We start from the raw sequence: 26,258 nt of genomic DNA on the forward strand, positions 1-26,258 counted from the left end.
CGAGACTAGCACCCGCCACCACGGCTGTCAGTTGCCGCTGCGCTTGCTCTTGATGTCGCTCAGCCGGTTGCCTTCGAAGCGCACGAAATACAGCATGCCGCTCCAGGGGCCGTAGATCCATTCCTCCACGGCCACTTCCATGGTTTCGCCATAGCGCTCACCCGGTACTTGCTTGTAGCCCAGGAACGAACGGTCCACAGGCTCGCCGCAACGGCTGAGTACGTCACTGGTGGCGTCGCCGGTGCTGATCAGTTTGCTGTTGCAGCGCAGGCTGGCGGCCTGTGCATCAATGACCGTGAAGGTGATGGGCAGCAACAGGGCCGTCAGGCGCAGTACGAGGGGCGTCTTCAATTGCGTTTGAACTCGATGCTTTTGAGCTTGTTGGCTTCGAAGGTGAGGATGTAGCTGGTGCCATTGCGCGGGCCGTAGACCCATTCCTCGACACGGTATTCGCGGTGATCGTAACCGCCGAGGGTGTAACCGACTTCGTCACGGTGATCCGGCGCGCCGCACTTCTGCTCGACCTCCCAGGCGCGGTCGCCGGCGTTGATCAGGGCGCTGCCGCAGCGCATGCTTTCCGCCTGGGCGCCCGCCGCGCAAAGCAGCAGGGCGCAGGACATCCAGGTCAGGGCTTTCATCGAACGACTCCTTATTCGCTATCGAGGTGAAGCTGGGTGGCCACACTGCCACCATTCTCCGCTTCGCCGAAGCTGACGTCGATGAGGTAGATGCGGTCGTCACCCAGGCCACCCTTGGCGACCAGGTAGTCCTTGATCTGCGTTGCGCGCTCCTGGCCGAGCTTGCGCAGCAGCAACTGGCTGTCGCTCCAGGAGTCGAGCACGGCCTGGCGCATCTTCGCCGAGCGCTCGTCCTTGCTCAGTTGCTGCCATTCTGCCGGCGGTTGCTTCTTCAGGCGTGCGCGGTAGACGCCTTCGAGCAGGACCGGCTGCAGGTCTTGCGGCACCTCCAACTGGCTCGCATCGCTGGGCACCTTGTCGCCGCGGCGCTGCAACATGCTGTAGTAGTTTTTCTGGTATTCCTGCTGCAGGCGCTTGTCGGCCAGCAGCGGGCCGTCGCTGGAGGCTGCGGCGACACCCTCGACCTCCAGCTTCAGCGCCGGCCGCTGCTTGAGGGCTTCGGCCAGCTTGTCGAGATTGCCCTGGGCGCTGGCATCCAGTTCGCTGGAACCGGGGGCGAACACGACGTTGCTCAGGTCCGGCCCGCCTCCGCCACTGGCCAGGCCGGCGATGAAGTTGAACGGCGCCTGCACGGCGCGCACGACCAGGTTGCGCAGGGTCTGCCAGACGATGGGCATGACGCTGAACTGCGGGTTGTTCAGGTCGCCTTCCACCGGCAACTGGATGTCGATGTTGCCGTTGGCGTCCTTGAGCAGGGCGATCGCCAGTTTCACCGGCAGGTCCACGGCGTCCGGGCTGTCGACCTTCTCGCCCAGCTGAAGGTGTTCCACCAGTACCTTGTTGTCGGCTTTGAGCTTGCCCTGGGTGATCTGGTAGTGCAGGTCCAGGTTCAGCCGGCCCTTGCGGATGCGGTAGCCGGCGAACTTGCCGGAGTAGGGCGTGAGGGTGGTCAGCTCGACGCGCTTGAAGCTGGTGGCGATGTCCAGCTTCTCCAGGGGCGAGAACGGGTTGAGGCTGCCCTTGATGGTGACCGGCGCGTATTTGTCGACCTTGCCCTTCACGTCCACCGAAGCCGGTGCCGGATTGCGGTTGTCGATGGTGCCGATCTCGCCGGCCAGTTGCTGGATGGCCGTGGCGAAGTCCGGGCGCAGGGTCAGGTCGGCGAAGTTTGCCGAACCGTTGTTGATCTTCACGCCACCGATACGGATGCCCAGCGGCTTGCTGTTACTGCCCGAGGCGCTGCCCTTGCTCGCGGTGGACGTGGCGGATTGCGGTTGCGCAATGAGCAGCTCGCTGACGTTGGTGCTGCGGTCCTCGTTGATGATGAAGCGCGCGTAGGGCTCCTCCAGCGAGACGGTCTGGATCACCAGGCTGTCGCCGTGCCTGTATGCCAGGCCGTCGAGGGTCAGCTTGGTCCATTTGACGAAGTCGCGGCTCTTGAGGGTGTCCAGCGTGTGCAGCTGGGTCACCTGGGCGCTGCCGGTGACACTGAAGGCCAGTGGCTCGGTGCCCTTGAGGTCGACGTCCAGATCGCTGGACAGCAGGCCGCTGCGCAGTTCCAGGCGAATGAACGGATCGATGTAGGCCTGGGCGACGCGCAGGTCGATGTCGCGGGTCGAAACCTTCAGCTTGGCGCTGACCGGGTTGGGGATGACCTGGCCGCTGGCTTCGATCTGCCCGCGCGGGCCGAGGCCGGTCGTGAGCTTGAGCTGCAGTGGCGAGGTCAGGCCGCTGTCGAGGTTCTGCAGGTCGAGGTCCAGCGGGCCGACTTCCAGTGCCACCGGTTTACCCGGGGCACGATCGGCCAGGTGCGCCTTGTAGCCGCGCAGCTGCGTGTCGCGCAAAACCACATGCCATGGCTTCTGTGGCTCGGCCGGTTTGCTCTGCTCAGCGGTCTGCGCAGGCTTGTCGGCTTCGGCGGGTTTGGCTCCGGGCCTGGTTTCTGGCTGGGACGGAGCGGCCGGTTTGGCTGGCTCGGCCTGGGCCGTCCTGGTCGGGGTGCCGGGCTGGGCTTGCGGTTGGTCAGTCGAGGCGTTCTGCTCCTTGTCGGCTGCCGCTGCTGCCTCTGTGGCAGGCGCTGGCTCGGGAGCCGCCTGCGCTTGCGGCGTGGGCTCTTCGGGGCGCTTGTAGGGTTTGAAGTTGGCGAAGAGCTTCTGCCAGTCCAACTGGCCGTCCTTCTCCCGCGCCGCCCAGGCTTCCAGGCCCTGGCTGCGGATCTGGCCGACCACCACTTCCTGCTTGACGAGGTCCAGGGTGGTTTCCGCGACATCCAGGGTGGCGAGCTTGGCCAGTGGTTTGCCTTCGGGGGAACTGAGGTCGAGGTCGCGAAGCTTGATGGCGGCCTTGTCCAGCAGGAGTTGCGTTCCCTTCGAGAGGTCCAGGTGGTAGTCGGAGGCCACGCTGAGGATGCCGTTGTTCAGGTTCAGCGGCGCGTTGTCCCGCACATAGGGCCACCAGGCCTTCAGCGGCACGCCGTCGAGGGTGAAACTGCCCTTGGAGGTGAAGGGCACGATGCTCAGGTCGCCCTTCCAGTCGAGCTTGCCTCCGTGGGGGCCGGTGGCGACCAGGGTCATTTCGGCGCCGTCCTCAGGCAGGGTGCTGAGGTTGTGCAGCTCGAAGCCCATCGGGTCGAAGACGAACTCCACCGGCTCGCTGGGGCGGCGGTCGAGGAAGTGCAGGCTGCCTTCGGCGAGGCGGATACGGTCGATGCGCAGTGGGAAGGGATTGCTGGGTTCTTCCTGGGCGGGGGCCGGCTCACTGGGCGGCAGCTTGAACAGTTTGCTCAGGTTCAGCGTGCCGTTCTCGGCGAACAGCAGTTCGGTGTGCGGTGCGTCGAGTTCGACGTCGGCGAGGTGCAGCCTGCGTTTCCACAGGCTGTCGAGTTCGAGGTTGGCGTAAAGGCGACGGAAGCGTACCTGCTCCTGTCCATCGGCACCCAGATGCAGGCCCCAGAGGGTGAGCTCGAGGCTGAACGGGTTGAACTCGATGCGTTCCAGGCGTGCCGGAACGGTCGAGTAGTGGGCCAGTTGCTGGTTGGCTATCCGCAGTCCCACACCGGGCAGGATGAGAAAACCCAGCAGGCAATAGAAGAGGACCAACAGCACTACCGCGCCGATGGCGCGTTTCAATCCTTTGGGCATGGCGAGAGTCGTTTCCGTCGTGACGTGCTACAGGAGTATGGCACGGCTGTGATTCTTCGATTCGATAGTCGCCTTCGGACGCGGTTTTCAGTGAGTTCTGTCAGTCATTCAGGCGATGGGTGCGGGCGAATTCGACCAGATCCACGAGGCTTTCCAGGTTCAGCTTCTCAAGAATGCGCGTCTTGTAGGTGCTGACGGTCTTCTGGCTGAGGAACAACTCCTCGGCAATGTCCTTGTTGCTCATGCCTCTTACCAGGCTGCGCAACACGACCAGCTCCCGAGGTGTGAGGCTGGCTACCGGGTCGGTGTTCTTGTCGATGCTCAGGGCTTTTTCCGGGAAGCAGCGATAGCCCGAAACCAGCATGCGCGCCGCATTGAGAATGGCGCTGGTGTCCTTGTTCTTGCTGACGAATCCATGCGCACCCGCCGCTTCGACCTTGCTCGAGTACAGGCGTTCATCTTGCGAGCTCAGCACCAGCAGGCGGATGTTCTCGTCGAAGATATGGATGCGCGCCAGCAGGTCGAGGCCGTCCATGCCGGGCAGGTTGAGGTCGAGTATCACCAGATCGGGGCGTTCCTTGCGCACGGCATCCAGCCCGCCATGGCCATCGGCCGCTTCACGGGCTACCTCGAACTGCGGATCCTGCTCCAGCAACGAGCGGATCGCCAGACGCATTGCGGGGTGGTCCTCGATCAGCACCACACGCTTCTTCATATTTGACTCCCTGAGTCCGAATAACTGCGCGCATTGATCTTGAAGATAGACCAGTTGTTCAAGCACCTACGGAATATTCCTATGCGTAGGACTGAAAGCATGCGTGGAATCAAGTTGGCAGGGCGTCGCCCTGCCAGCGTGCGCGGAGACTTGCCGTACAGAGTGAAACCTGCGCAGCTAGTCGGCGGTTGTCAACGCTCCAGAGCCAGCGCCACGCCCTGCCCACCACCGATGCAGAGCGTCGCGAGCCCTTTTTTCGCATCGCGGCGGAGCATCTCGTGCAGCAGGGTGACGAGCACGCGGCAGCCCGATGCGCCGATGGGATGGCCGAGGGCGATGGCGCCGCCGTTCACATTTACCTTCGAAGCATCCCAGCCCAGTTCCTTGCCCACGGACAGCGCCTGGGCGGCGAACGCTTCGTTGGCTTCGATGAGGTCCAGGTCGGCTAGCTGCCAGCCAGCTTTCTCCAGGCAGCGGCGGGTGGCCGAGACCGGGCCGATGCCCATGATGGCCGGGTCGACGCCTGCGTTGGCGTAGGCGGCAACACGGGCCAGTACCGGCAGGCCCAGTTCGGCGGCCCTGGCAGCGCTCATCAGCAGTACAGCGGCAGCGCCGTCATTGAGGGTCGAGGCATTGCCGGCGGTGACGCTGCCGTCCCTCCTGAATGCCGGTCTGAGCTTGGCCAGGGATTCTGCGGTGGTGCCGGCGCGCGGTTGCTCGTCGGTGTCGAAACGCAGCGGTTCGCCCTTGCGCTGGGGAATCTCGATGGCGGTGATCTCGGCCTTGAAACGGCCTGCTTCGATGGCCGCGGTCGCCTTGCGCTGCGAGTCGGCGGCGAAGGCGTCCTGCTCCTCGCGGCTGATGTTGTACTTCTCCACCAGGTTCTCGGCGGTGATGCCCATGTGGTAGTCGTTGAAGGCGTCCCACAGGCCATCCTGGATCATGCTGTCGACCAGTTTGGCGTGGCCCATGCGCAGGCCGGTGCGGGCGCCGGGCATGACGTAGGGAGCGAGGCTCATGCTTTCCTGGCCGCCAGCAATGATGATGTCGGCGTCGCCGCAGCGAATCGCCTGGGTCGCCAGATGCAGTGCCTTGAGGCCGGAGCCGCAGACCTTGTTCACCGTCATCGCCGGTACGCTGTCGGGCAGGCCGGCGGCGATGGAGGCCTGGCGTGCCGGGTTCTGGCCGGCTCCGGCGGTCAGGGTCTGGCCAAGGATCACCTCGTCGACCCTTGCCGGGTCCAGGCCGGTCTGTTGCAGCAGGCTGCGAATGACCGCGGCGCCCAGTTCATGGGCCGGCAATGCGGAAAGCGAACCCTGGAAGCTGCCGATGGCGGTACGGGTGGCAGCGACGATGACGACTTCTTGCATGACACGAATCCTCTGTCGGAAGCGGCGAGGCCGCAGCGAACGGCCATGGTTGCACGCCCGCCGCCGGCTCACCACCCTCCGAACCGGGTGGTCACGCTTCAGCGCAGAGGTGGTAAACCCATGCGCCGGCGTGCGCGGTGCAGCGAGCCGTTGCGTACCGCCCAGCGCAGCAGTGGCACGCTGCGTCTCACACTGGAGCGGATCAGTTGCCGTTGCAGGCTGCCCAGGCTCAGGCCGAGCTGATCCGTGGCCCAGTCCGGCAGCAGGTCGATGCCGGCGCGCATCATCAGCATGCCGAAGGGTTTGGCAAGGAAGCTCGGGGCGGGGGCGTTGAACAGTACGCTGACCACCTCGCGGGTGCGTTCGTCGTAGCGAAGCTGCGGTCGCATGCGTTTCAGGTAGGCGGCTACCTCCGCGCGGGAACGAGGTACATCGCGTGCGCCGAGTCGCTCGGCGATGAGGGCGATCTCGTCGTAGTAACGGTCCTGCTCTTCGCCGGAAAGATCCGGGTTCAGGTAGCGCAGGTGCGAGGCGAGGAAGCAGCTGACTTCGGCGACGTGCACCCAGGTCAGCAGGTCCGGGTCGCTGGCCGCATAGGAGGTGCCGTCGGGCAGCGTGCCGTGCACATTGTCGTGGATTCGCCGCACACGCTCGATCAGCTTCTCGGCGTCATTGCGCGAGCCATAGGTGGTGGCGGAGATGAACTGACCGGTGCGGCGCAGGCGGCCAAGCATGTCGGCGCGGAAGTTGGAGTGGTCCCAGACGCCGCCGAGGGCGGCCGGATGCAGCATCTGCAGGAGCAGGGCACTGATGCCGCCGATGAGCATCGAGCTGAAGTCACCGTGGACTCTCCAGCTCACGGAATCCGGCCCGAACAGGCCGGGGTCGCCCTTGGGCGACTCGAAGTCGACCCCGCCCAGGGCGAGGCCGGTCAGGCTGAGTACCTGGCTTTCGATATGACGGCGGACGGTTTCCATTGCGGCGGGCAGGCCTCGGGGCAAGGACGACAGGTCTGTTCTTTAAACCTAGCATCTTTGCACCCTTGGCCTGTAGCGTGCGTCAACGGTTGAGGCGGTTGTCGATCAGCCCCTGGACCACGCTGGGATCGGCCAGGGTCGAGGTATCGCCGAGGTTTTCCAGTTCGTTGCAGGCGATCTTGCGCAGGATGCGCCGCATGATCTTGCCCGAACGGGTCTTGGGCAGGCCCGGCGCCCACTGCAGCATTTCCGGCTTGGCGAAGCTGCCGATCTCCTTGCTCACCAGGGCCAGCAGTTCCTGCTTGAGCGCGTCGCTGGGCTCGATGCCGTTCATGGTGGTGACGAAGGCGTAGATGCCCTGGCCCTTGAGGTCGTGCGGATAACCGACCACGGCGGCCTCGGCGACCGAGTCATGCAGCACCAGCGCGCTTTCCACCTCGGCGGTGCCGATGCGGTGGCCGGAGACGTTGATCACGTCGTCCACGCGGCCGGTGATCCAGTAGTAGCCATCCTCGTCGCGTCGCGCGCCGTCGCCGGTGAAGTAGTAGCCGGGGTAGGGCTTGAAGTAGGTGTCGATCATCCGCTGGTGATCGCCGTAGACGCTGCGGATCTGGCTCGGCCAGCTGGCCTTGACCGCCAGGACGCCGGAGCCGGGGCCATCGATTTCCTTGCCCTGCTCATCCAGCAGCACCGGTTGCACGCCGAAGAAGGGGCGGGTGGCGGAGCCAGGCTTGAGGTCAGTGGCGCCGGGCAGCGGGGTAATCAGGATGCTGCCGGTCTCGGTCTGCCACCAGGTGTCGACGATGGGGCAGCGCTTTTCGCCCACCACGTTGTAGTACCACTCCCAGGCTTCCGGGTTGATCGGCTCGCCCACTGAACCGAGCAGGCGCAGGCTGCTGCGATCGGTCTTCTGCACCGGGGCTTCGCCCTCGCGCATCAGCGCGCGGATCGCGGTCGGCGCGGTGTAGAAAATGTTCACCTGGTGCTTGTCGATCACCTGCCAGAAGCGCGAGGCGTCGGGGTAATTCGGCACGCCCTCGAACATCAGCGTGGTGGCGCCGTTGGCCAGCGGGCCGTAGACGATGTAGCTGTGGCCGGTGACCCAGCCCACGTCCGCGGTGCACCAGTAGATGTCGCCGTCGTGGTAGTCGAACACGTACTTGTGGGTCATGGCCGCGCCCAGCAGGTAGCCGCCGGTGGTGTGCAGGACGCCCTTGGGTTTGCCGGTGGAGCCGGAGGTGTAGAGGATGAACAGCGGGTCCTCGGAGTCCATCGGCTCGGGGGCGCAGTCTTCGCTGACTTCGCGTAGCGCCTCGTGATACCAGATGTCACGCCCTTCGACCCACGGAATCTCGCCCTGGGTGCGCTCGACCACCACCACGGTGGAGACGTTCGGGCAGTCGGCCAGGGCCTTCTCCACGTTCCTCTTCAGCGGGACGTACTTGCCGCCGCGTACGCCTTCGTCGGCGGTGATCACGGTGCGGCAGTCGGCATCGTTGATGCGGTCACGCAGGGCGTCCGGGGAGAAGCCGCCGAATACCACCGAGTGGATCGCGCCGATCCGCGCGCAGGCGAGCATGGCGTAGGCCGCCTCGGGGATCATCGGCATGTAGATGCAGACCCGGTCGCCCTTCCCTACGCCGCGGCTCTTGAGCACGTTGGCCAGGCGGCAGACATGGCTGTGCAGCTTGCGGTAGGTGATGTTGGCGGATTCGCTGGGGTTGTCGCCTTCCCAGATGATCGCGACCTGCTCGGCGCGTTGTTCCAGGTGGCGGTCGATGCAGTTGTAGGTGACGTTGAGCTGGCCGCCCTTGAACCAGGTGGCCTGGCCCTTCGCCAGGTCGCCGTGGTGCACCGAGTGCCAGGGCTTGAACCAGTCGAGGAAGGCCTTGGCCTGCTCGCCCCAGAAGGCTTCCGGGTCATCCACCGACTGCTGGTAGAGGCGCTGGTAGGCGTCGTTGTCGAGGTAGGCACGCTTGCGTACGGCCTCCGGCACGGGGTGAAGGCTGATCTCGTACATGGGGAATCCTTGTTGTTGTTGAGCCGAGATGCCCCAAGGGTGCATCCAAGGCCAGGCGGGTTCAAGGGTTGTCCATGTTGTTTCGACGCGCCACCGCGCCGGATCGTTCAGAGGAGACATATTCCAGCTGGGCGGCGACCAGGCGCCGGGTCGATTCGCCGTAGCGCCGGGCGATGGCGTCGAGTGTGCTGTCGAGCGCCGGGATCGCCGTGGCGCCGCGTCCCGGCAATACTGGGTGGTCGCCAGGCGCGTCCGGCAGGAACAGCAGGCCACCGGCACTGCTGACGGAGTGTGCGGCGCTGCCCCGTACTTCTGATCGGAAGGTCCGCGCCCAGGCATCCGCTGTCAGTGCCAGGCTGACTTCATCGAAGCCTGGCTCCAGGGGAACGCTGAAGACCTCGTGGTTCCAGAGGGCGAGGTAGTTGCCGGCGGCAGTCAGGTAGCCGCTGGCGCCGAGGCTGAAGCGCTGGCTGTCGTGCCGCGGCGACCAGTCCTGTACGCCGAACTCACGAGCGAGCGTGGCGGCCCTGGCTTTGCCGGCGATGGCCTGCACCAGTGCAAGCGACAGCGGTAACGCAGCGGTAACACCGGAGGTAGTGATGACCTTGCCGTCCGCTACATAGCGGCGATTCTCCTCCCAGTGGGCATCGGGGTAGTCCTCCAGGCGTTGTTTGCGTGAGTACCAATGACCGGTGGCGTGTCGGCCGTGCAACAGCCCTGCGTTGCCCAGCACCAGGACGCCATCGCAGACGCCGACGATAGTCGCGCCCTGCGCGGCCTGCGCCTGGATGAAGGCCAGCAGGACGGGGTCCTGGCTGTCGTGCACGGCGGGCACGATCAGGTAGTCGGCACCCTGTGGAAAGCGTTGCGCGAATTCCTCCAGCGTGGCCTGTGGCTGAAGTCGCAGGGCTGGCATCAATTGCACCGGCCCGGGTTCCGTCGCAAGGGCGAGCACTTGCGCTGCGCCCGAGCGGCGCAGCACGCCGAGCGGGACGACGTAGTCCGTGAGCTCGGTCATGCGGTTCTGTGCGACGACGGCGATGACCGGGCGCTCGCGGCCGAAGCGCGGGTGATAAGGCGCGAGCGCCTCATTGTCGGCCTGGGCGGCGTGAGTGCAGAGCAGCAGGATGAGGAACAGCAGGAAAGTGCGCATGGCCGTCTCCGGGGAGGGGATTTCCATCCTGCCGGCGATGCGCCTGTCACTTCTGACGCTGATGGATGAATATCTGCCAATCGCTGCCAGGGATTCGCCCCGATGAATGCTCCTCACCGTGTCCTGTTGCTGGTCTTCCCGGACTTCCAGTTGCTCGATGCCAGCGGGCCGGCCGATGTCTTCTCGGCTGTGGACGAGCACCTGCCGGCTGCTGCCCGTCCCGCCTACCTGCTCGAGGCGATATCGCCCGCTGGCGGGTTGGTTCGCTCCAGCACCGGACTGGAACTGGTGACCAGGGCCCTGCCAGAACCGCAGCAGGCGGCCGGCTGCACCGTGCTGGTGGCTGGCGGCCATGGGGTGCAGGCGGTCCTGCAGAAAGGTGAGGTCGCGAGCTGGCTGGCGCAGGCCGCAATCCACGCCGCGCGTTGCGGCTCGGTGTGCACCGGGGCCTTTCTGCTGGCACAGGCGAGGTTGCTGGAGGGGCGCCCAGTGGTTACCCACTGGCGTTACGCCGAACTGTTACAGCGGCTGTTTCCTCGCTTGCGGGTGATGCACGACTCGCTGTTCGTCCGCGACGAGAAGTTCTACAGCTCCGCCGGTGTGACGGCCGGGATGGACCTGTGCCTGAGTCTGGTGGAGGAGGACCACGGCCGCGACCTGTCGCTGCGGGTTGCCCGTGGGTTGGTGATGTACCTGCGCCGTCCTGGCGGCCAGCGCCAGTTCAGTGCCGAGCTGCTGGCGCAGCAGGCGCCGCCGGGCGGGCACATGGAGCGCCTGGTGGAGTGGCTGCGGGAACGGTTGGCGGAGGCCCTCGATGTCGAGGAGATGGCGGCGCAGATGGCCATGTCATCGCGCACCCTGCATCGGCATTGCCAGGCGGAGATGGGCATGACGCCGGCGAAGCTGTTGCTGGAGTTGCGTCTGGAAAAGGCGAGCCAATTGCTGGAGGCGGGGGAGTCGTCGCTCAAGCGCGTGGCGCAGCACGCCGGCTTTGGCAACGAGTACAACCTGCGGCGCGCCTTCGTGCAGGCGCTGGGCGTGACGCCCGGGGAGTTTCGGCAGCGCTTCTGCCGCTAGGAAGCGGACGGAGGCGCAGGTCAGGTGCGCCCCCGTCCGTTTCGCCATCAGCCGCGGTGACGGCCGCGGAAGAAGTCGATCAGGCCCTGGGTGGAGCCGTCCTCGGCGGCATTTTCCTCGCTGCCGACCAGGCGGCCGTAGACGGCCTTGCCCAGCTCCTTGCCCAGTTCCACGCCCCACTGGTCGAAGGCGTTGATGCCCCAGAGGATGCTCTGTACGTAGACCTTGTGCTCGTACATGGCGATCAGCGCACCCAGTCGGCGGGCGCTGATGCGCTCCAGCACCAGGGTGTTGCTCGGGCGGTTGCCCGGGATCACCTTGTGCGGCGCCAGGCGCTGCACTTCGGCTTCGTCCACGCCCTTGGCGCGCAGCTCGGCTTCGGCTTCAGCTCGGCTCTTGCCGACCATCAGGGCCTGGCTCTGCGACAGGCAGTTGGCGTAAAGCCACTGGTGGTGGTCGGCCACCGGGTTGTAGCTGGACACCGGGACGATGAAGTCGGCCGGGATCAGGTGGGTGCCCTGGTGCAGCAGCTGGTGGTACGCATGCTGGCCGTTGCAGCCTACGCCGCCCCAGATCACCGGGCCGGTGCCGGCGGACACCGGGGTGCCGTCCTGGCGCACGCTCTTGCCGTTGGACTCCATGTCCAGCTGCTGCAGGTGGTCGGTGATGTTCCGCAGGTAGTAGTCGTAGGGCAGGATCGCGTGGCTGCGCGCGCCCCAGAAGTCGCCGTACCAGACGCCGAGCAGGCCCAGCAGCACCGGGATGTTCTTCTCGAACGGCGAGGTCAGGAAGTGCTGGTCCATGCTGTAGGCGCCGGACAGCAGCTCCTTGAAGTTGTTGATACCCACCGACATGGCGATTGGCAGGCCGATGGCCGACCACAGCGAGTAGCGACCGCCGACCCAGTCCCACATCGGGAAGACGTTTTCCGGGCGGATGCCGAATGCCGATGCGGCTTCCTTGTTGCTGGAAACGGCGATGAAGTGGCGGTACAGCTCCGCCTCGCTGCCGCCCTGGGCCAGGTACCAGGCGCGGGCGGCCTGGGCGTTCTTCAGGGTTTCCAGGGTGCCGAAGGACTTCGAGGAGACGATGAACAGCGTGGTCTCGGCGTTGAGCTTGGCGGTCATCTCGCGGAATTCGCTACCGTCGATGTTCGCCAGGTAGTGGCAACGCACGCCTTTCTGGGCGAAGGGCAGCAGCGCTTCGGAGACCAGCTGCGGACCGAGGAAGGAGCCACCGATACCGATGTTCACCACGTCGGTGATCGGCTTCTCGGTGTAGCCGCGCCACAGGCCGTTGTGCACGGCAGAAACCAGCTCGGTCATCTGGTGCAGAACACGGTGCACCTCGGGCATCACGTCGACGCCATCGACCAGCACCTTGTCGCCGATGGGCCGGCGCAGCGCGGTGTGCAGCACCGGGCGGCGCTCGGAAGCGTTGATCACGTCACCCCGGAACATCGACTGGATGGCCTCGCCCAGCCTGGCTTCCTCGGCGAGCTTCACCAGCAGGTCGAGGGTGTCCTGGCGGATCAGGTTCTTCGAGAAATCGAGGAACAGGCCACAGGCGCTGAGGGAGAAACGCTTGAAACGCTCCGGGTCCTCGGCGAATGCCTCGCGCATGGTGAAGTTCTGCAGATCCTGGCGGTGGGTGGCCAATTCCTGCCAGCTTGCCAGTTTGGTGGCATCCAGCGGGGTGAGGTGGTGTTCCATGACGTACCTTCGGGTAAGACGTGCGTGTTTAACGAGGCTTTGGAACTTGGGGAGGCCCGGTGGTTCCGAACCTTCCCAGTGGCTCAGGCGAGCTGAACCGGGATGGCGTTGCTGGTGTGGCTGAGTTCATTGCCGGGCGCCATGTACAGCATGCGCGGCTTGTAGCCTTCCAGCTCGGCGTCGCTAAACTGAGCGTACGCGCAGATGATCACCCGGTCACCCACCTTGGCCTTGTGGGCGGCCGCGCCGTTGACGGAAATCATCCGCGAACCTTCCTCGCCACGGATGGCATAGGTGGTGAAGCGTTCGCCATTGTCGACGTTGTAGATCTGGATCTGTTCGTACTCGCGGATGCCGGCGAGATCGAGCCATTCGCCGTCGATGGCGCAGGAGCCTTCATAGTCGAGCACGGCGTGGGTGACTTCGGCGCGGTGCAGTTTGGCTTTGAGCATGATGCTCTGCATGGCGTGGCTCCTGTTTTTCTTCTGGTCGAGGAGAGCGGGGCGAGTATGCCCGAGCACCCGAAGTCGCTCAAGGCCACGACTGGCGTGGCTTCAAGGCGAAAATTCGGGTGTTGGGCGGGGAATCAGTCGATGTGGAAGGCGAGGTTGTCGATCAGCCGGGTGGTGCCCAGGAAGGCGGCGACCAGGATCACCAGCTGATGGTCTTGCGCCGTGGCCGGGCGCAGGCCGGCGGACTCGCGGGCCTCGAGGTAATCGATGCGCAGGCCGGCCGCTTCGATCTGCTGGCTGCCCTCGGACAGCAGCGCGGGGAAGTCGCGCTCGCCCTGGCGGATGCGCTCGGCCAGTTGCTTCAGGGTGCGCTGCAGGACAGGTGCGACGGCGCGCTGTTCCTCGGTGAGGTAACCGTTGCGCGACGACAGGGCCAGGCCGTCCTCGGCGCGCACGGTGGGTTCACCGAAGATCTGGATCGGCAGGTTGAGGTCGCGCACCAGCTTGCGGATGACCGCCAACTGCTGGAAGTCCTTCTCGCCAAACAGCGCCATGTCGGGTTGGACCATGTTGAACAGCTTGCAGACCACCGTGGCGACGCCGTCGAAGTGGCCCGGACGGCTGCCGCCGCACAGGCCCTCGGAGACACCGGTGACATGCAGTTTGGTCTGGCCTTCCATGCCGTCGGGGTACATTTCCTCGACAGTGGGGGCGAACAGCAGGTGGCAGCCGGCCTTGAGCAGTTTCTCCTGGTCCGCCGCCAGGGTGCGCGGGTACTTGTCCAGGTCTTCGCTGGGGCCGAACTGCAGCGGGTTGACGAAGATGCTCGCCACCACGAAGTCGGCGCGCTGGCTGGCCTTGGTCACCAGCGCGGCGTGGCCGGCGTGCAGGTTGCCCATGGTCGGCACCAGCGCGATGCGCTTGCCTTCGCTGCGGGCGCGCGCCACGGCGGCGCGCAGCTCGCGGACTGTCTTGACTGTATTCATCAGGCGAAACCGTGCTCCGGGCCGGGGAAGGTGCCGTCCTTGACTGCCTTCACGTAGGCAGCGAAGGCAGACTGGATGTCGGGCTGACCTTCGAGGAAGTTCTTCACGAACTTCGGCGAACGGCCGGACAGCGACAGGCCGAGCATGTCGTGCATCACCAGGACCTGGCCGTCGGTGTCGGCGCCAGCACCGATGCCGATGACCGGGATCTTCACGGCTTCGGTAATTTCCTTCGCCAGGGAGGACGGTACGCACTCCAGCAGCAGCACGGCGGCGCCGGCCTGCTCCAGGGCGATGGCGTCGGCGCGCAGCTGGCGCGCCTGGTTTTCCTGGCGGCCCTGGACCTTGAAACCGCCGAACAGGTTGACGGCCTGCGGAGTGAGGCCCAGGTGTGCGCACACCGGGATGCCCATCTGGGCCAGGCGAATGATCGGCTCGGCAAGCCAGGCGCCGCCTTCGAGCTTGACCATGTGGGCGCCGGCCTGCATGACCTTCACTGAGTCGCGCAGCAACTGGTCCAGCGAGGTGCCGGATTCGAACGGCAGGTCGGTGACGATCAGCGCGCCCTTGTTACCGCGTTTCACGGCGGCGGTGTGGTAGGCCATGTCTTCGACGGTCACCGGCAGCGTGCTGTCGTGACCTTGCAGCACCATACCCAGGGAGTCACCGATCAGCAGCATTTCGGCACCGGCCAGACTGGCGGTGTGGGCGAAAGTGGCATCGTAAGCGGTCAGCATCGCGATCTTTTCGCCGCTTTGCTTGAGACCTTGCAGGGTGGTCAGGGTGACATCAGGCATGAAAGTGTCCTCGGTTCTGCGCCGGGCAGGGGCAAACGGGGCCCTATAGTCCGGATCGAAAAAGGCGAAGTCAATTGCAGGTGTTACCGGACTGTTACGGCGTTACTGCCAGTGCGCCCCACGCCTGGGGCGCAGCATGCATCAGGACAGGCGCTCGAGGCCGCTGAACGGACAGGCGGCGAGCAGCTCGGGTAGGGTGCGCCCGTCGGGGAAACGCAGTTGCGGGGCGAGGTCCGCCAGTGGGTAGAGCACGAAGGCGCGGGCGTGCATGTGATAGTGCGGCACGCTCAGGCGCGGCTCGTCGATCAGGCGCTCGCCGAACAGCAGGATATCGAGATCGAGGGTGCGCGGCCCCCAGCGCTCGTCCTTGCGGACGCGGCCCTGTTCCAGCTCGATGGTCTGCAGGGCGTCCAGCAGCGCGAGTGGTTCCAGATCGGTATCCAGGGCGGCCACGGCATTGACGTAGCGCGGCTGGTCCGGTGGGCCCAGCGGGTCGCTGGCGTAGAGCGGGGAGACCACCGCCACCTTGGTGGCGGGGACCTGCGACAGCGCCTTCAGCGCGGCTTCCAGCTGCTGGCGTGGCTCAGCGAGGTTGCTGCCGAGCCCGATGTACGCCCGCTCGCTCATTCGCTGCTGGCGCCTTCGGTGCGCGGGCCGCGACGACGACGGTTGCTGCCGCCACGGCGGCGTTTGCGCGGTGCGGCGGCGCCGCCTTCTTCCTGCTGGCTGGCCAGGTTGCGGATCATGCCGCGGCGTTCACCGTCGCTGGCTTCCTGGTAGTCGGTCCACCAGTCGCCGAGGCCACCGGTTTCCTCGCCGGCACTCTCGCGCAGCAGGAGGAAGTCGTAGCCGGCACGGAAGCGTGGGTTTTCCAGCAGCAGGTCGGCCTTCTTGCCCTGGCGGCGCGGCAGACGCTCCTGCATGTCCCAGATCTCGCGAATCGGGATGGTGAAGCGCTTGGGCACCGCGGTGCGGCGGCACTGCTCGAGGATCAGCTCGTGGGCGGCTTCCTGCATCGCCGGGATCGGCGGCATGCCGCGGTCCTGCAGCTTCAGTACGCGGGCGGGCAGGGCCGGCCAGAGCAGTGCGGCGAACAGGAAGGCCGGGGTGACCGGCTTGCCCAGGCGAATGCGCTCGTCGGTGTTGGCCAGGGCTTGGCGCATCAGCTTGCCGGCGTACTCGGGGTCTTCCTTCAGCGCCTTGGCGCTCGCCGGGAACAGCGGGGCGAACAGTTCGTACTCGTTGAGCAGTTCGAAGGTGCGTTCGGCCTTGCCGCTGAGGAACAGCTTGAGGATTTCGTCGAACAGGCGCGCCGAAGGAATTTCATTGAGCAGCGGCGCCAGGCGGCGGATCGGCGCGGCGCTGTGCTTCTCGATCTCGAAGTCCAGCTTGGCGGCGAAGCGCACGGCCCGCAGCATCCGTACCGGGTCTTCGAGGTAACGCTGCTCCGGATCGCCGATCAGGCGGATCAGACGATTGCGGATGTCGCGTACGCCGTGGGCGTAGTCGAGGATGCGCTCGCCGGTGACGTCGAAGTACAGAGCATTGATGGTGAAGTCACGGCGCTGGGCGTCGTCTTCGAGGGTGCCGTAGACGTTGTCACGCAGGATGCGGCCGGCCTCGTTGCGGGACGCATGGGCGTTGTTGGTGTCGTCGTCTTCGGTGACCGGATGGTTCGCGCGGAAGGTGGCGACCTCGATGATCTCTCGGCCGAAATGGACGTGGACCAGCTTGAAGCGGCGACCGATCACCCGCGCGTTGCGGAATTCGGCACGCACCTGCTCGGGGGTGGCGCTGGTGGCCACGTCGAAGTCCTTGGGCGGAATGCCCAGCAGCGGGTCGCGAACACCACCGCCGACGATGTACGCCTGGTAGCCGGCCTTGGTCAGGCGCTCCACGACGTTCACCGCGTTCCTGCTGAACTGTTCCCGCCGCAGCGAGTGCTGATGATTGCCAACGACTTCCGGAGTAGTGCGGACAGCGCGCGGACGGCGCAGTGGGGATCGGATGGACTGGATCAGCTTTTTCAGCATGTGTGCACTATCGGGAATAGGTGTATGGATGGCATACGCAGGTCTCGGCAAGCCGCCTGATTACGGCGTTTCCTGGAGGATAGCGGGTGTCTGCCGCTGCCTTGAAACAAATGGCAGCAAATCGAATGCCGTCTGCGCCGCGGCGATTCTAGCATCGTGGGGTGGGATGATGAAGAAAACTGAAGAAAGGGACTTGCGGGGAGAGAGCGGGAGAGTGTAGCGAAAGCTACTGGGGGAGCCGAGGCTCCCCCCCAAATAGGTGCGTGCTTTGTTTTTATTATGATTACCGGGCTTGTTGTTTTTGTTTGTAGACCCGACCCTCAAAGCTACCTGCTTCGGGGAACCTTCCACACTTGGAAGGTGTTCAATAGCAAACGGATTGCTTTGGTCGCTGAGTGAGCAATGATCTTTCGATCCAACCAGTTTTGCGTGCTGCCTCAAGACAGTTTTATTCTTCTTGACTGGTTGCGGGACTGGTCCCGACGGCTACCCTTCTCCAAAAGAATCAGTTAGCTGCGCCTCCGCGATCTTGTTTTTGTTGTGCTGGAGTCGTTTCGTCTTGTTCTTATTGTGAATGGTCGTGCTTGTTATTGTTGTTGTACCAATAACAAAGCAGATGCCGTGCCAACTTTTGCGAATCCTTATTTTTCAAGGGTTTGCGAGGATTGCCCCCCAAGCGGCAGGCACAAAAAAGCCGGGTTTCCGTTACCGATGAACCCGGCTTTTGTTACGGAGCTTGTCTCCGGTAACAGTATGAAACGTCTTACGAGTCAGCCGATGCGCCGGATTTGCGGCGCGGGATGCCCAGGCGCTGGCGGCGTTCCCACAGGCATTTGCGGCTGATACCCAGCTTGCGGGCCAGCTCGGTCTCGGTCATGTGGTCCTGGTGCTCGAGGACGAAGTGCTGGAAGTAGTCCTCCAGCGACAGGTCCTCGGTGGGCTCGTGGTTGCTGGCGCTGCTGTTGGCCGGGCGCAGGTCGCCGTCATCGCCGAAGTCGTCTTCCAGATCGTCCAGCTCGATGTCGATGCCCAGCAGGTCGGCAGGGATTTCCTGGCTTTCGCTGAGGATCACTGCGCGCTCGATGGCGTTCTCCAGCTCACGCACGTTACCCGGCCAGGGGTAGTGACGGATGGCCTGTTCGGCTTCGTGGGAGAAGGTCAGCGCCGGGCGCCCCATCTGGGAGCACTGGCGCGCCAGGAAGGAGCGGGCGATTTCCATCACGTCGGCGCCGCGTTCACGCAGGGGCGGCAGCTTCAGCGAGATGACGTGCAGGCGGTAATAGAGGTCTTCGCGGAACTGGCCGGTCTTGGCCAGCATCTTCAGGTCGCGGTGGGTGGCGGCGATCAGACGGACGTCGACCTTCTGCGACTGTACCGAGCCGACGCGGCGAATCTCGCCTTCCTGCAGCACGCGCAGCAGGCGAGCCTGGGCCTCGAGCGGCAGTTCGCCTATCTCGTCGAGGAACAGGGTGCCGCCGTCAGCGGCTTCCACCAGGCCCGCGCGACCCGCGCTGGCGCCAGTGAACGCGCCTTTCTCGTGGCCGAACAGTTCGGATTCGATCAGGGTTTCCGGGATCGCGGCACAGTTCACCGAGATCAGCGGCGCCTTGGTGCGCTTGGACAGGTTGTGCAGCGCGCGGGCAACCAGTTCCTTGCCGGTACCGGACTCGCCCTGGATCAGCACATTGGAGTCCGTCGGCGCGACCTTGCGGATCTTGGTGTAGAGCTCCTGCATGGGCGGGCAGGAGCCGATGATGCCGATATCGCCATCCGCGGCGGCGGTGTTACCGCTGCTACGTTCGGCGGCCTTGGCGTTACCGCGGGATTCGGCGGGAGCGTTACGGTTCTCCTGGCGATCCTTGAGGATGCGCGCCACGGCCTGGAGCATCTCGTCGTGGTCGAACGGCTTGGCGATGTAGTCCACCGCGCCCATCTTCATCGAGTCCACCGCCGAGCGCAGGCTGGCATAGCTGGTCATGATCAGCACCGGGGTGCCCTGGGCCAGCTTGATCAGTTCGGTGCCGGGTGCGCCGGGCAGGCGCAGGTCGCTGACGATCATGTCAAACGACGGGATGCTGTAGCGCTCCTGCGCCTCCTGCACCGAGCCAGCCTCGCTGACCTGGTACTGGTTGCGCTCGAGCAATCGTCGCAGGGCGGAACGGATGATGGTTTCGTCTTCGACGATGAGGATATGTGCCATGTATTCAGCTCTCTCGACGTGCTCGTTTACTGCTCGGCCGTCGGGCCAGGATGCCGCGGCAAGGTGACGCTGATGCGGGTTCCGCATTCGCGTTCCGGGTCTGCCGGGCTGTCTATGGTGATTTGCCCATAATGCTCTTCCACGATCGAATAGACCAGAGCGAGCCCCAGGCCGGTTCCCTTGCCCGGGTCCTTGGTGGTGAAGAAGGGCTCGAACAGGCGGTCGATGATCGACTTGGGTATTCCGCTGCCTTCGTCCTCGACGATCAGGTCGATGGTCTGCTCGGAAGCTTCGGTGCGCACGCGGATCGCGCCGTTGGGCGGGGAGGCGTCGCGGGCGTTGGAGAGCAGGTTGATCAGCACCTGGGCCAGGCGCTGGGAGTCGCCTTCCACCCAGTGTTCCGGATCGCACAGGTTGAAGAACTGCACGTCGACGCTGCGCTTGTTCAACGACAGCAGGCCGATGGCTTCCTGGGCGACGTCCGCCAGGCACACCGGCTCGGCCGCGACCTGCTTGCCGCCGGCGTGGGCGAAGCTCATCAGCGACTGCACGATGCGCGAGACGCGCTTGGTCTGCTCCAGGATCTGCCCGCTGATCTCGGTCAGCTCGCCATCGCCTTCGCGTTCTTCCCGCAGGTTCTGCGCCAGGCAGGCGATGCCGGTGATGGGGTTGCCGATCTCGTGGGCGACGCCGGCGGCCAGGCGGCCGATGGAGGCCAGGCGCTCGGAGTGGATCAGCTTGTCTTCCAGGGACTGGGTTTCGGTGAGGTCTTCGACCAGCAGTACCAGGCCGCTGTTACCGGGCGCGAGGGGCTCCTCGATCGCCGCCTTGTGCAGGTTCAGCCAGCGAGTCTGGCCCTCGATGGTCAGGCGCTGCTTGTGCAGGTGCTCGTCGGGGGCGTCGATGAAGCCTTCCAGCAGGCCGCGCCACGGATCGGGCAGGGCGGCCAGGCGCGAGCCGACCACGCGCTGTGCGCTGACCCCGGTGAGTTCCTCGATGGCGCGGTTCCACATGAGGATTTCCTGGTCCTTGGCCAGCGAGCAGACGCCCATGGGCAGATCCTGCAGGGTCTGGCGGTGGTAGCGACGCAGGGTATCGAGTTCGGCGGCCAGGCCGGTGAGGCGGGAGTGGTAGTCCTCCAGGCGGCTCTCGATGAAGTGGATGTCCTCGGTGACATAGGCTTCGCTGCTGGCCTTGTAGGGCAGGAAGGTTTCCACCATGTCCTGCGCCACGCTCGGGCCCATCAGGCCGGAGAGGTTCGCTTCGATGCGATCGCGCAGGCGGCGCAGGGCATAGGGGCGGCGTTCGTCGAAGGGCAGGTGGAGGTCGCGCAGGGCCTGTTCCACCTCGCGCTGGGCGGTCTTTGCCCCCAGCGGCTTGGCCAGCTGGCTGGCGAATTCCTGCGGGGAGACGGCGATCAGCTCGCGGCGCTGTGGGCGGCGCACGTTGTCGACGGCGCAGGCTTCGGCGGCGCCTTTCTCTTCATCGCTGGCTTCGGTGAACAGCGAGACCAGGGTGAACACCAGCACGTTGGCCGCCAGTGAGGCGAGCGCTGCGAGGTGCCAGGTGGTGTCGTCGAGCACGTAGAGCGAGTTGAACATCGGTACGTAGATGCTCTGCAGGTTCGCGACCAGCGGGGTGAGCATGGTCGCGCCCCACACCAGCATGCCCGCCACGAGACCTGCGATGAAACCGCGGCGGTTGGCGGTCGGCCAGTAGAGCACGGCCAGCGCGCCGGGAAGGAACTGCAGGGTGGCGACGAAGGAGACTATCCCCAGGTTGGACAGGTCCTGCTCGGCGCCCAGCAGCAGGTAGAAGGCATAGCCGGCCATGATGATCGCGGCGATCAGCGCGCGGCGGGTCCATTTCAGCCAGCGGTAGATGTTGCCTTCGGCCGGCGGCTGGTAGAGCGGCAGCACCAGGTGGTTGAGCACCATGCCCGAGAGCGCCAGGGTCATCACGATGATCAGGCCGCTGGCGGCGGAGATGCCGCCGACGAAGGCGGTCAGCGCCAGGGCCGGGCTGTCCACCGAGATGCCCAGGCCGAGGGTGAAGTACTCCGGGTTGGTCGAGGCGCCCAGGTGCAGGCCGGCCCAGAGGATCGGCGGCACCGCGAGGCTCATCGGCAGCAGGAACAGCGGCAGGCCCCAGCTGGCGCTGAGCAGCGCGCGTGGGTTGAGGTTCTCGGTGAAGGTCATGTGGAACATGTGCGGCATGACGATGGCCGAGGCGAAGAACACCAGCAGCAGCGTGCGCCACGGCCCTTCGGCCAGCGGGGTGTGCAGGGTGCTCAGGGCTTCCTGGTTCTGCAGCAGCCAGACTTCCAGGCCGTCCGGTCCGCCGAACACGCCATAGAGGGCGAACAGGCCGATGGAGCAGAGCGCCACCAGCTTCACCAGCGATTCGAAGGCGATCGCCATTACCAACCCTTCATGACGCTCGCGGGTGGCGATGTGGCGTGCGCCGAAGAGGATGGCGAACAGCGTGATCAGCGCGCAGAACGCCAGCGCCGCACGGTTGGGCTCGGATTCGCGGGTGAGGATGCTGATCGAGTCGGTCACCGCCTGGATCTGCAATGCCAGCATCGGCAGCACGCCGATCAGCATGAACAGCGTGGTCAGCGCGCCGGCCCAGGTGCTGCGGAAGCGGAAGGCGAACAGGTCGGCCAGCGACGACAGTTGGTACGCCCGCGTGATCCGCAGGATCGGATAGAGCAGCACCGGCGCGAGCAGGAAGGCGCCGGAGACGCCCAGGTAGATCGCCAGGAAGCCGTAGCCGTACTGGTAGGCCAGGCCGACCGTGCCATAGAAGGCCCAGGCGCTGGCGTACACGCCCAGCGACAGGGTGTAGATCAGCGGATGGCGCACCAGCCGGCGCGGAATGAAGCCGCGCTCGGTGATCCAGGCGACACCGAAGAGGACCATCAGGTAGGAGGCGCTGATCAGGATCAGCTGGGTGAGGCTAAAGCTCGTCAGCATCGCGCTGGCTCTGCAGGATGAAGGTGACGACGATCAGGATCAGCCACAGCAGATACGGGCGGTACCAGGCGCCGTGGGGATCGATCCACCAGTCCATGATGGCCGGTGAGAACAGGTAGATGCCCACGACCAGGAGCAACACCAGTCGGTAGATGTACATGTCGTCTCTCTCTTGGTTCGGCGGGCAGGCTACCTGTGCGCACAGTTGCCGGCAAGCCGCCTGCCGGCCTTGTCTGGCACCGAGCGGTCGCAAGCCATGTAGGAGCGAGCTTGCTCGCGAATGGGCCCCCGCCGCAGAACCAGGTTCGCGAGCAAGCTCGCTCCTACAAAAAACAGTTCGTGCAGGTGCCCTGTACGACCAGTCTAGAGCTGTGCGTCTTCCAGCGTCAGGCTGTGGGGGATGGCGCCGGCGTCCCAATGGCCGATGCCCCAGGCGAGCACCTCGCCCGGCGAAGCATGCAGCAGCTCGGCGGGCGGCTTCTGCCCCAGCGCTTTCAGCGCGCGCACCAGTAGCGGGGCGGCCTGGTCGGCTTCCAGTGGCGGCGAGCGGTAGGACTTGCCGAGCTTGTGACCATCGGGCTGGATGATCAGCGGCACGTGCAGGTAGCGCGGGGCGGCGATGCCCAGCAGTTCCTGCAGGTAGAGCTGGCGCGGGGTGTTGTCCAGCAGGTCGGCGCCGCGAACGATGTCGGTAACACCCTGCCAGGCATCGTCCAGCACCACCGCCAGTTGGTAGGCGAACAGCCCGTCGCGCCGGCGAATGACGAAGTCGCCCACGTCGCGGCCCAGGTGCTGGTGGAACTCGCCCTGCAGGCGATCGATGAAGCGGTAGTCCAGCTCCGGCACGCGGATGCGGATGGCGACGTCACCGTGCCAGTCATGCTGGGCGTCGCGGCAGGTGCCGGGGTAGATGCCGTTGCTGCCTTCGAGCTGCTTGCGCGAGCAAGTGCAGGCATAGGCGAGGCCGCTGCGCAGCCATTGTTCGACCTGGGCGGCGTAGGCGTTGCCCCGCTCGCTCTGGCGCTCCACCGGGCCGTCCCACTCGAAACCGTAGCGTTCGAGGGTCTCCAGAATAGCCGCCTGGGCGCCGGGCATTTCGCGCGGTGGGTCGAGGTCTTCCATGCGTACCAGCCACTTTCCCCCCACGGCGCGCGCGTCCAGGTAGGAAGCCACCGCCGCCACCAGCGAACCGAAGTGCAGGTAGCCGCTGGGCGTGGGGGCGAAGCGTCCGACGTAGCGGGAGGCGGGCATGGAAACTCTCGGCTGGATGACTATCTATAAAACGCGGAAACGAAACGGGGCGCCGCAGCGCCCCGTTCGGGATCAACCAGACTCAGGAGCCCAGTTGCTTTTCCTTGATTTCCGCCAGGGTCTTGCAGTCGATGCACAGGGTGGCGGTGGGGCGGGCTTCCAGACGGCGGATGCCGATCTCGACGCCGCAGGAATCGCACCAGCCGTAGTCGTTGTCTTCGATCAGTTGCAGGGTCTCGTCGATCTTCTTGATCAGCTTGCGCTCGCGGTCGCGGGCGCGCAGCTCGAGGCTGAACTCTTCTTCCTGGCTGGCCCGGTCGGCCGGGTCGGGGAAGTTGGCCGCTTCGTCCTGCATGTGGTGCACGGTGCGGTCCACTTCTTCCATCAGCTCAACTTTCCATTTGTTGAGGATGGAGGTGAAGTGCGCGCGCATGCGATCACTCATGTACTCCTCGCCCTTGGTTTCCTGGTAGGGCTCGAAGCCACGAATCAGTTGGCTGCTCTGTTGCTTTGCTTTGGTGGGCATGGATGACCGCCTCTCACTCTCGCTAATCCTCTCGCGGATGGTCCCTCTCCGGCACCGCCGGCCCCGCGCTCGCAGCGGGCGAACTTACCAGAACGATAACCGCGATGCTACTCCCGGTTATCGAGCCTGCCAGTACCCGCACATGACCTGATCGCCAGGCCGGCGACCCACCGGTCATCGCCAGTGGGGTTTTCTGCAAACCTGAGCAGAATCGTCGGCGTTCGCCAGACGAAGCCTGCAAGTTCCCGGAAGCCGCGCATTGCAGGCGTGGCTGCCCAGAATTCATCAGTGGCCTGTTAGAATCCCGGCTCTGTCGCAAAGTTCGGAATATTCCATGGCCACCACCTTCAGTGCGCGCAGCCGCGCCATCGAACCCTTCCACGTCATGGCGCTGCTGGCGCGGGCCAACGAGCTGCAGGCCGCGGGCCACGACGTCATCCACCTGGAAATCGGCGAGCCGGACTTCACTACCGCCGCGCCTATCGTCGAGGCCGGGCAGAAGGCCTTGGCAAATGGTCACACGCGCTATACCGCCGCACGTGGCCTGCCGGCGCTGCGCGAAGCCATCGCCGGCTTCTACGCCCAGCGCTACGGCCTGTCGATCGATCCACAACGCATTCTCGTCACGCCCGGCGGCTCCGGCGCCCTGCTGCTCGCCAGCAGCCTGCTGGTGGACCCGGGCAAGCACTGGTTGCTGGCTGATCCGGGCTACCCGTGCAACCGCCATTTCCTGCGCTTGGTGGAAGGCGCCGCACAACTGGTGCCGGTTGGGCCGGAGAGCCGTTACCAGCTCACCCCGGAACTCATCGCACGGCACTGGGATCAGGACAGTGTAGGCGCTCTGGCCGCCTCGCCGGCGAATCCTACGGGCACCCTGTTGCACAAGGATGAGCTCGCCGCGCTGTCTTCGGCCCTCAGGGCGCGTGGCGGCCACCTGGTGGTCGACGAGATCTACCACGGCCTGACCTATGGCATCGACGCGCCCAGCGTGCTGGAAGTGGATGACGAGGCCTTCGTCCTCAACAGTTTCTCCAAATATTTCGGCATGACCGGCTGGCGCCTGGGCTGGCTGGTGGCGCCGCCCGAGGCGGTGGGCGAACTGGAGAAGCTGGCGCAGAACCTCTACATCAGCGCACCGAGCATGGCCCAGCACGCCGCGCTGGCCTGCTTCGAGCCGGCCACCCTGGCGATCCTCGAAGAGCGCCGCGAAGAGTTCCGCCGCCGCCGCGACTACCTGCTGCCTGCGTTGCGTGAACTGGGCTTCGGTATCGCCGTGGAGCCGGAGGGGGCCTTTTATCTGTATGCGGATATCAGCGCCTTCGGTGGTGACGCCTTCGCCTTCTGCCAGCACTTCATCGAGACCGAGCACGTGGCCTTCACGCCCGGCATCGACTTCGGGCGTTACCAGGCTTCGCACCATGTGCGTTTCGCCTACACCCAGAGCGTTGAGCGCCTGCAGCAGGCGGTGGAGCGCATCGCCCGCGGCCTGAAGACCTGGCGTCCCTGATGCGTTTCGAACCGGCGCTGGAAGAGGCGCGCCTGATCAAACGCTACAAGCGCTTCCTGGCGGACATCGAGACCGCCAGTGGTGAGCAGTTGACCATCCACTGCCCGAACACCGGCTCGATGCTCAACTGCATGAGCGAGGGTTGCCGCGTATGGTTCAGCCGCTCCGATGACCCCAAGCGCAAGCTGCCGGGGACCTGGGAGCTGGTGGAGACTCCACAGGGGAGATTGGCCTGCGTGAACACCGGGCGGGCCAATCGTCTGGTGGAAGAGGCGTTGCTGGCCGGCACGGTGACCGAGCTGGCCGGCTTCGACGAACTGCGCCGCGAAGTCGCCTACGGGCAGGAGAACAGCCGGGCGGACTTCCGCCTGATGTACGCCGGCAAACCGGTGTACGTGGAGGTGAAAAGCGTGACCCTGGGGTTCGACGAAACCTCGGTCGCCGCCTTCCCCGATGCCGTTACCCAGCGTGGTGCCAAGCACTTGCGCGAGCTGGCGGCGCTGGCGCGTGAGGGTATGCGTGCGGTGCTGCTGTACGCGGTGAATCTGTCGGATATCGAGGCGGTTCGCCCGGCGGTGGAAATCGACCGGGCCTACGCCGCCGCGCTGGCGGAGGCGCACAACGCCGGGGTGGAGGTGCTGGCGTATGGCGCGCGGATCGATACCCGGGAGATTTGGCTGGAGCGGCCGCTGAAGGTGTTGTTGTAGGAGCGCCCCATGGGCGCGA

At 65.4% G+C, this 26,258-nt stretch carries 22 protein-coding genes; 3 read left to right on the forward strand and 19 right to left on the reverse strand.

The window, feature by feature from the left end:
- Nucleotides 1–27: 27 nt before the first annotated feature.
- The 8 genes from UB43_RS25330 to UB43_RS25365 all read right to left on the reverse strand — a co-directional run bounded on the left by UB43_RS25330 (nt 28) and on the right by UB43_RS25365 (nt 10,013).
- Nucleotides 28–351: a DUF2845 domain-containing protein gene (locus UB43_RS25330; RefSeq protein WP_256205344.1), complete on the reverse strand. Its 324-nt coding sequence runs from the start codon at nt 349–351 to the stop codon at nt 28–30.
- Nucleotides 348–638 carry a DUF2845 domain-containing protein gene (locus UB43_RS25335; RefSeq protein WP_156160488.1) on the reverse strand — a complete coding sequence of 97 codons (291 nt, stop codon included), beginning with the start codon at nt 636–638 and terminating at the stop codon, nt 348–350. The genes UB43_RS25330 and UB43_RS25335 overlap by 4 nt, the downstream gene beginning before the upstream one ends.
- Nucleotides 639–649: 11 nt before the next feature.
- Nucleotides 650–3,778, reverse strand: coding sequence for a DUF748 domain-containing protein (locus tag UB43_RS25340; RefSeq protein ID WP_045216779.1), 3,129 nt, complete (start codon nt 3,776–3,778; stop codon nt 650–652).
- A 100-nt stretch (nt 3,779–3,878) separates the two neighbouring features.
- Nucleotides 3,879–4,493, reverse strand: a complete 615-nt coding sequence (locus UB43_RS25345) for a response regulator transcription factor (RefSeq protein WP_045216783.1) — start codon at nt 4,491–4,493, stop codon at nt 3,879–3,881.
- 191 nt (nt 4,494–4,684) lie between these two features.
- Complete coding sequence (locus UB43_RS25350) at nt 4,685–5,863, reverse strand: acetyl-CoA C-acetyltransferase (RefSeq protein ID WP_045216785.1); 1,179 nt, start codon at nt 5,861–5,863, stop codon at nt 4,685–4,687.
- A gap of 98 nt (nt 5,864–5,961) precedes the next feature.
- Nucleotides 5,962–6,840, reverse strand: a complete 879-nt coding sequence (locus tag UB43_RS25355; protein ID WP_045216788.1) for an oxygenase MpaB family protein — start codon at nt 6,838–6,840, stop codon at nt 5,962–5,964.
- Between the two features lie 82 nt (nt 6,841–6,922).
- Nucleotides 6,923–8,860 (reverse strand): acetate--CoA ligase, encoded by a 1,938-nt coding sequence (acs, locus tag UB43_RS25360; RefSeq protein WP_045216790.1) that lies wholly within the window; start codon nt 8,858–8,860, stop codon nt 6,923–6,925.
- 61 nt (nt 8,861–8,921) lie between these two features.
- On the reverse strand, nt 8,922–10,013 hold the full coding sequence (locus UB43_RS25365) for a DJ-1/PfpI family protein (RefSeq protein WP_045216792.1): 1,092 nt from the start codon (nt 10,011–10,013) through the stop codon (nt 8,922–8,924).
- A gap of 102 nt (nt 10,014–10,115) precedes the next feature.
- Between UB43_RS25365 and UB43_RS25370 the strand changes: the two genes are divergently transcribed.
- Nucleotides 10,116–11,090: a GlxA family transcriptional regulator gene (locus tag UB43_RS25370; RefSeq protein ID WP_045216795.1), complete on the forward strand. Its 975-nt coding sequence runs from the start codon at nt 10,116–10,118 to the stop codon at nt 11,088–11,090.
- A 47-nt stretch (nt 11,091–11,137) separates the two neighbouring features.
- Here the strand turns inward: UB43_RS25370 and pgi are convergent, their stop codons facing one another.
- The 11 genes from pgi to dksA form a co-directional block, all read right to left on the reverse strand.
- The gene (gene pgi, locus UB43_RS25375) at nt 11,138–12,802 is read right to left on the reverse strand and encodes a glucose-6-phosphate isomerase (protein ID WP_045216798.1); all 1,665 of its coding nucleotides are present in this window, start codon (nt 12,800–12,802) and stop codon (nt 11,138–11,140) included.
- Nucleotides 12,803–12,885: 83 nt separating this feature from the next.
- Nucleotides 12,886–13,266: an aspartate 1-decarboxylase gene (gene panD / locus UB43_RS25380; protein ID WP_045216800.1), complete on the reverse strand. Its 381-nt coding sequence runs from the start codon at nt 13,264–13,266 to the stop codon at nt 12,886–12,888.
- Between the two features lie 122 nt (nt 13,267–13,388).
- Nucleotides 13,389–14,240, reverse strand: coding sequence for a pantoate--beta-alanine ligase (panC, locus tag UB43_RS25385; protein ID WP_045216803.1), 852 nt, complete (start codon nt 14,238–14,240; stop codon nt 13,389–13,391).
- A complete protein-coding gene (panB, locus tag UB43_RS25390) occupies nt 14,240–15,037 on the reverse strand; it encodes a 3-methyl-2-oxobutanoate hydroxymethyltransferase (protein ID WP_045216806.1) in 798 nt (265 codons plus the stop codon). The genes panC and panB overlap by 1 nt, the downstream gene beginning before the upstream one ends.
- A gap of 141 nt (nt 15,038–15,178) precedes the next feature.
- Nucleotides 15,179–15,664 (reverse strand): 2-amino-4-hydroxy-6-hydroxymethyldihydropteridine diphosphokinase, encoded by a 486-nt coding sequence (gene folK / locus UB43_RS25395; RefSeq protein WP_045216809.1) that lies wholly within the window; start codon nt 15,662–15,664, stop codon nt 15,179–15,181.
- Nucleotides 15,661–17,070 carry a polynucleotide adenylyltransferase PcnB gene (locus tag UB43_RS25400; protein WP_045216812.1) on the reverse strand — a complete coding sequence of 470 codons (1,410 nt, stop codon included), beginning with the start codon at nt 17,068–17,070 and terminating at the stop codon, nt 15,661–15,663. The genes folK and UB43_RS25400 overlap by 4 nt, the downstream gene beginning before the upstream one ends.
- Before the next feature lie 763 nt (nt 17,071–17,833).
- Complete coding sequence (locus UB43_RS25405) at nt 17,834–19,270, reverse strand: sigma-54 dependent transcriptional regulator (RefSeq protein ID WP_045216815.1); 1,437 nt, start codon at nt 19,268–19,270, stop codon at nt 17,834–17,836.
- Nucleotides 19,271–19,296: 26 nt separating this feature from the next.
- Nucleotides 19,297–22,248, reverse strand: coding sequence for a sensor histidine kinase (locus tag UB43_RS25410; RefSeq protein WP_045216818.1), 2,952 nt, complete (start codon nt 22,246–22,248; stop codon nt 19,297–19,299).
- The gene (locus UB43_RS29655; protein ID WP_015478907.1) at nt 22,232–22,408 is read right to left on the reverse strand and encodes a hypothetical protein; all 177 of its coding nucleotides are present in this window, start codon (nt 22,406–22,408) and stop codon (nt 22,232–22,234) included. The genes UB43_RS25410 and UB43_RS29655 overlap by 17 nt, the downstream gene beginning before the upstream one ends.
- A gap of 203 nt (nt 22,409–22,611) precedes the next feature.
- Nucleotides 22,612–23,499 carry a tRNA glutamyl-Q(34) synthetase GluQRS gene (gluQRS, locus tag UB43_RS25420; protein ID WP_045216821.1) on the reverse strand — a complete coding sequence of 296 codons (888 nt, stop codon included), beginning with the start codon at nt 23,497–23,499 and terminating at the stop codon, nt 22,612–22,614.
- Between the two features lie 82 nt (nt 23,500–23,581).
- A complete protein-coding gene (dksA, locus tag UB43_RS25425; RefSeq protein ID WP_015478905.1) occupies nt 23,582–24,025 on the reverse strand; it encodes an RNA polymerase-binding protein DksA in 444 nt (147 codons plus the stop codon).
- Nucleotides 24,026–24,359: 334 nt separating this feature from the next.
- Here dksA and UB43_RS25430 point away from each other — a divergent pair, with 334 nt between their 5' ends.
- Together UB43_RS25430 and sfsA are read left to right on the forward strand one after the other, a co-directional pair.
- A complete protein-coding gene (locus UB43_RS25430; RefSeq protein WP_045216824.1) occupies nt 24,360–25,532 on the forward strand; it encodes a pyridoxal phosphate-dependent aminotransferase in 1,173 nt (390 codons plus the stop codon).
- Nucleotides 25,532–26,239 (forward strand): DNA/RNA nuclease SfsA, encoded by a 708-nt coding sequence (sfsA, locus tag UB43_RS25435; RefSeq protein WP_045216825.1) that lies wholly within the window; start codon nt 25,532–25,534, stop codon nt 26,237–26,239. The genes UB43_RS25430 and sfsA overlap by 1 nt, the downstream gene beginning before the upstream one ends.
- Nucleotides 26,240–26,258 lie beyond the last annotated feature (19 nt).

This window comes from Pseudomonas sp. 21 (assembly GCF_000955805.1).
Lineage (GTDB): Bacteria > Pseudomonadota > Gammaproteobacteria > Pseudomonadales > Pseudomonadaceae > Pseudomonas.